6 protein-coding genes and 1 pseudogene are annotated in these 5,478 nt (G+C 65.6%); 3 read left to right on the top strand and 4 right to left on the bottom strand.

The window, feature by feature from the left end:
- Positions 1-93 precede the first annotated feature (93 nt).
- Both ACOZK4_RS08740 and ACOZK4_RS08735 read right to left on the bottom strand, forming a co-directional pair.
- A complete protein-coding gene (locus tag ACOZK4_RS08740) occupies positions 94-495 on the bottom strand; it encodes a VOC family protein (RefSeq protein WP_421591546.1) in 402 nt (133 codons plus the stop codon).
- Positions 496-594: 99 nt separating this feature from the next.
- Positions 595-960 carry a DUF4406 domain-containing protein gene (locus ACOZK4_RS08735; protein ID WP_313529096.1) on the bottom strand — a complete coding sequence of 122 codons (366 nt, stop codon included), beginning with the start codon at positions 958-960 and terminating at the stop codon, positions 595-597.
- A gap of 97 nt (positions 961-1,057) precedes the next feature.
- On the opposite strand from ACOZK4_RS08735, the gene ACOZK4_RS08730 reads away from it, so the two are divergent.
- Positions 1,058-1,813, top strand: a complete 756-nt coding sequence (locus ACOZK4_RS08730; protein WP_421591545.1) for a DeoR/GlpR family DNA-binding transcription regulator — start codon at positions 1,058-1,060, stop codon at positions 1,811-1,813.
- Here ACOZK4_RS08730 and ACOZK4_RS08725 read toward each other — a convergent pair whose 3' ends face one another.
- The gene (locus ACOZK4_RS08725) at positions 1,814-2,821 is read right to left on the bottom strand and encodes an asparaginase (protein WP_421591544.1); all 1,008 of its coding nucleotides are present in this window, start codon (positions 2,819-2,821) and stop codon (positions 1,814-1,816) included.
- Between the two features lie 82 nt (positions 2,822-2,903).
- On the opposite strand from ACOZK4_RS08725, the gene ACOZK4_RS08720 reads away from it, so the two are divergent.
- Positions 2,904-3,641 (top strand): DUF3750 domain-containing protein, encoded by a 738-nt coding sequence (locus ACOZK4_RS08720; RefSeq protein WP_421591543.1) that lies wholly within the window; start codon positions 2,904-2,906, stop codon positions 3,639-3,641.
- Positions 3,642-3,817: 176 nt separating this feature from the next.
- On the opposite strand, the pseudogene ACOZK4_RS08715 reads toward ACOZK4_RS08720, so the two are convergent.
- Positions 3,818-4,675, bottom strand: a pseudogene (locus ACOZK4_RS08715) (sigma-70 family RNA polymerase sigma factor); the annotation flags it as partial.
- 114 nt (positions 4,676-4,789) lie between these two features.
- On the opposite strand from ACOZK4_RS08715, the gene ACOZK4_RS08710 reads away from it, so the two are divergent.
- Positions 4,790-5,248, top strand: a complete 459-nt coding sequence (locus tag ACOZK4_RS08710; protein WP_313529084.1) for a carboxymuconolactone decarboxylase family protein — start codon at positions 4,790-4,792, stop codon at positions 5,246-5,248.
- The last annotated feature ends 230 nt before the right edge of the window (positions 5,249-5,478 follow it).

Genomic DNA, 5,478 nt, shown 5'->3' with positions numbered 1-5,478 from the left:
ACACTCAGCTTCGTCGCGGAAGCGCATAGCCACGACGACTAAACAAAAAGGCCTGCGCCATCAGGCGCAGGCCTCATTTTAAAGGGATATTGATCAGCCCTGGCCGCCCGACTGATCCATATGCATGAACTCCCAGACATTGCCGTTGATGTCCTGGAAGGAGCAGCCGTACATCGGGCCGAATTCGATGTTCGGCTTCCATTCGCGCCCGCCGGCGGCCAGCGCCTTGGCCTTGAAGTCGTCGACTTCCTGGCGGCTGACCGCGGAGAAGCAGGTCAGCGCCTGCGTCTGCTGTTCGGGATCGCCGACCTTGCCGTTGACGAACTGGGCGAATTTCTCCTCGGTCAGGTGCATGACGAAGATGTTCTCGTCCACCACCATGCAGGCGGCGGTATCGTCGGAGAACTGCTCGTTGAAGGTAAAGCCCAGCGCCGCGAAGAAGCGGCGGGTCGCCGGCAGGTCCTTGACGGGCAGGTTGACGAAAATCATGCGCATGGAAATCCTCCTTGATTGTTGGCGATGCGGGGCGTGTTCACCCCGTCATGCCACAAGGACGTAACACGCCGCCCCTTCCCGACAAGGTTTTCGAAAAAATTACGCCGCCGCCGCGCAGCCCGGCACATCCTCCAGCCGATGCCAGACCGGAATGCCGCGTTCGCGGGCGATGCGCACGTCGTTGTCGGCGCCCTTGCTGTCGCCGGGCAGGCGCAGCACGCCCTCGCAGAGTTCGAGCAGGCGATGCGCCGTCGGATAAAAGATCTCCTCGTGCAGGGCATCCCCGATCTCCTGGCCACCGGCCGCATGCCAGACGGGCAGCGCCACCCATTCGCCGATCATCGGCACATGGCCGGCCTTGAACAGCGCATAGGACGGCGCCTCCAGCCGCTTCAGGTTCTCCGCCATCTTCTGCGGGTCATCCCCGGTGCCCGAACGATAGGGGCCGGCAATCAGGATCAACATGTCTTGCTCCTTACATTTTGCACGAAATATCCGGATTATTCTGGATATTTCACGATTATTCGTGCAGTTTCGTGCAGAGTCAAGACGGAGTTCGGATATGCTGACCAGCCAGAGAAAGGCGCTCATCGCCCAGCGCCTGACCCGCGACGGGGAAATCGTCGCCAAGACGCTCGCGGCGGAGCTGGATCTGTCAGAGGACACGATCCGCCGGGATCTTCGGGAAATGGCGGCGGAAGGGCTGTTGAAGCGCGTGCATGGCGGGGCGCTGCCGCTTGCCCCCGCTCTGCCGGATTTCGCCGCACGCCAGACGCTGGCAACCGACGAGAAGGCCGCGCTCGGCGCGCGCGCGGCGGCGATGATCGCGCCGGGTCAGGTGATCTTTCTCGACGGCGGCACGACGACGGCAGCGCTTGCCCGCGCGCTGCCGCGCAGCTTCGCCTTCACGGTGGTGACGCACAGCCCCACGATCGCCTGCGAACTCGAACGCCACCCGACCGCCGAGGTCGTGCTGATCGGCGGACGGCTCTACAAACATTCGATGGTGACGACGGGGGCGCTTGCGCTGGAGGCGATCCGCGGCCTGAAGGCCGACCTCTATTTCTTGGGCGTGACGGCCGCCCACCCCACGCACGGCCTAACGACCGGCGACATGGAGGAAGCCGCCACCAAACGCCTCATCGCCGACAACGCCGCCGCGACCTGGGTGCTGCTGACCGCCGAAAAACTCGGCCGCGCCTCCCCCTGGAAGATCATGCCGACAGGCTTCGCCACCGGCCTTATCGTGCCGGATAGCCTCGCACCGGAAATGCTGGCGCCCTATCGGGAACTGGATGTGGAGATACTGGAAGCCTGATCAGGCCGCGAGCGCGTCCGTCACCCTGATATCGCCGACATGGATGCCGTTCCAGTTCTTCATGGAGCGGTTGGCCTGGGCGATCAGGGCGGCGTGGATGTCGGGCTCTTCCGTGAAGAAGCGGGCAAGCGTGGCGGCGACCATGCTTTCGGCGGCGCGGGTCGTGCCGTCTTCGCATTTCAGCGCGATGGCGAGGCCCTTTTCCGGAATGGCGGCGCAGAAGACGCCTTCGGCGCCGGTCTTGGCAAAGATGCGGCCGGGGGCGGTTTCCATCAGGCGGGTGCAGGCGCGGCCCGTGCCGGCGACGAAGAAGGGCTCGGCCATGCACGCGTCCATCAGGCGGCGCGAGGCCTTTGCGCGCTCGGCGCCGAGGCCGACGCCGGTCGCCATTTTCGCAAAGCCGTGAGCAAGGCCCTTCATCGGCACGGCATAGGTCGGGATCGAGCAGCCGTCGACGCCACAATTGTCGACGGCGAGGGCTGCGCCCGTCAGACTTTCCATGATGCCGCGGATTTCGGCCTGCACGGGGTGTTCGTAGCGCACATAGCCCTTGAGGTCCTTGCCGGTGTGGCAGGCGGCACAGACGAAGCCGGCATGTTTGCCGGAGCAATTGTTGTGCAGAGCCGTCGGGCGGTCGAGCAGACGGGCCTGGCCGATCAGCACGGGCTGCTCGAAGGACCAGTGCGCGCCGCATTCCAGCACGCTCTCATCGACGCCCGCGGCGGCGAGCATGGAGCCGGCCAGCCGCGCATGCGCCGCTTCACCGCTGTGCGAGGAGCAGGCGAGCGCCAGTTCCTGATTGCCGAAGGCATGGGCATCGGCGGCACCGCTTTCGATCAACGGCAATGCCTGCATGGCCTTGCAGGCCGAGCGGGGGAAGACGCCGCCATCGATATCGCCCTGCGAAAACACCACCGCGCCATCGCCATCGACCACCACGACCATGCCGCGATGGCGGCTTTCGACGAGATTGCCGCGCGTGACTTCGACAAGTACCGGATTTGCCATGATCGTGCCCTCAAATTTCCGATTTCCGCTGCGGTATTATCCGAAATCGATCGAACTGCCCACTCGGTTTCGGAGCGCCCGCATGAAATTGCTGAGGAACGTCCTTGTCCTCTTTCTCGTGATCTACCTGATGCCCGCCCTTGGCGCCGCCGGCTACTGGTACATCAAGGATCGTCCGGCCAACTGGCGCGAGGCGAACTGGACCTCCGCCGGCATCCTGCCGGAGGCGAAGACGACGCCGCAGGCGACGATCCACATCTTCTCCGCCGCGACAGGCGGCCTGAAGGGCGCGGTGGCGAGCCATGCCTGGATCGTCACAAAGGCGGCGAATGCCGCAAGCTACAACCGTTACGACAAGGTCGGCTGGGGCACACCGGTGCGCAAGAACGCCTATGCGCCCGACGCCTTCTGGTATTCCAACACGCCGCACACCGTCGTCTCCGTGAGCGGCGAAGAGGCTGCGCGGCTGATCCCGAAAATCGAGAAGGCGATTGCCGCCTATCCCTATTCGAAGCCCGGCGCCTACCGCCTCTGGCCGGGGCCGAACTCCAACACCTTCGTCGCCCATGTGCTGCGCAGCGTGCCGGAACTCGGCGTCGTGCTGCCGCCGGATGCCGTGGGGCGCGACTACCTGCCGGAGGGCAAGCTCTTTGCCGTGGATGCGGATGGCAGGGACGTGCATGCCACGCTCTACGGCCTCATCGGCGTTTCCGCCGGCATGCGCAGCGGGCTGGAGCTGCACATCATGGGCCTCGTCGCCGGCGTCGACGTGATGCGGCCGGCGATCAAGATCCCGGCGATCGGGCGGATCGGCATTTAGTCTCCGCAGCCGCCCGCCGGCTGCTCTCTCTCCTCTCCGTCATCCTCGGGCTTGACCCGAGGATCCACACATCCGCACCGCCTTGCCTGTGGCATGGATCCTCGGCTCAAGGCCTGACATGACGTTGGTGGGTGGGGGAATGTCGAGGCTTCGGGGTATCTCCTTGTGGCCGCCGCCTACAGATACTCCACCTCGCAGGCCGCGATGCGTACCGGATCGGCAATGGAGTCGATCGCGATGATGTGATCGCCCTCGACCTCCATGAGCACGACGAGCTTGAGCGCGCCACCGAGAATGACGGCGAGGCCGAGCTGGCCATCGATGAGGGCGAGCTTTGCCGCCGTCGCCTTGCCCTTGAAATTGGTCGCCACGGCCTGGGCGCCGTGCATTTCTGCGAGCGAACCGAGTCGGACGGCATCGGCATCCGCGTGGAAGACGACATCGGGATCGAGCACGGCGAGCAGGCCGGAGAAATCGCCGTCGCGCGAAGCGGCGAGGAAGGCGGCGACGACATTCTTGCGGCGGTCGTAATCGGCGGACGGCGTTTCCGGCAGGCCCTGCACGCGGCGGCGGGCGCGGCTCGCCAGCTGGCGGGCGGCGACCGGGGAGCGATCGACGATGCGGCCGATCTCCTCGAAAGGCACGTCGAACATGTCGTGCAGCACGAAGGCGAGGCGTTCGACGGGCGCGAGGCGCTCCAGCACGACGAGCAGCGCCAGGCCGACCGAATCCGCGAGCGCCGCCTGTTCATCGGCGCCGGCTGAGGGATCGGCGTGCTGCACCTCCCCCTCGTCGCCATCGATCGGATCTTCGCGGCGCTTCGTGCGGGCGCGCAGCATGTCGAGGCAGATGCGGCCGACGACGGTGGTCAACCATCCTGCCGGGTTTTCGATACCGTCACCGGCGCGCTCCAGCCGAAGCCACGCCTCCTGCACGGCATCATCCGCCTCCGCATGCGAGCCCAGCATGCGGAAGGCCACGCTGCGCAGACGGCCGCGCTCGGCCTCGAAACGCTCGGTCCAAAACTTTTTTTTCGCTCATCGGTCACACTCCCTCGGTTCGCGGCGTCATGGCCATGACGAACGAAGCCGCACCGGTGTGACAGGGCTCGCAGCCGTCGAAGCGAAAACAGTGCAAGGAGCATAAAAATGCAATCCCGTATGACCAATATCGTCGCCGTCCTGCCCGAAGTCATGAAGGCCATGCAGGCGCTGCAGGGTGCGGCCCAGAAGACGGACCTGCCGGAAAAGACCGCCCATCTCGTGCATCTGCGCGCCAGCCAGATCAATGGCTGCGGCTTCTGCGTCGATCTGCATCCGCGCATGATGAAGAAGGCCGGCGAGAGCGACCGGCGCATCCTCTCCGTCGCCGCCTGGCGCGAGGCGCCGTTCTATACGGATGCCGAGCGCGCGGCACTGGCCCTGACCGAGGCGCTGACGCGCATCGCCGACCGCGAGGAGCCGGTTCCGGACACGATCTGGAACGAGGCCGCCCGCCACTATGACGAGAAGACGCTGGCCGCCCTCGTCGTGGAGATCGCGGCGATCAATGTCTGGAACCGCTTCAACGTGGCGACGCGGCAGGTTGCCGGCGAGTGGAACCCGTAAGGCCGGGCTGGCCGGAGGGTCGAGATCGGTGGCTCGGGGTCGACGGCTTGCCGGTGCAGGCCTACACCCTCGCCTCCTATGTCGCCTTCGCCTCTCGCTGCCCCTCACCTCCCATCTTCCGTCATTTTCCAGCCTCCCACCTCTCCTCCGTCATCCTCGGCCTTGAGCCGAGGATCCAAACCACAGACGAGACGGTGCGGATGTGTGGATCCTCGGGTCAAGCCCGAGGA

Origin of the sequence: Shinella sp. M27 (genome assembly GCF_049199905.1) — a bacterium.
In the GTDB taxonomy this organism is placed as follows: Bacteria; Pseudomonadota; Alphaproteobacteria; order Rhizobiales; family Rhizobiaceae; genus Shinella.
Note: the sequence above shows the minus strand (reverse complement) of the source record. Positions and strands in the feature narration are given on the sequence as shown.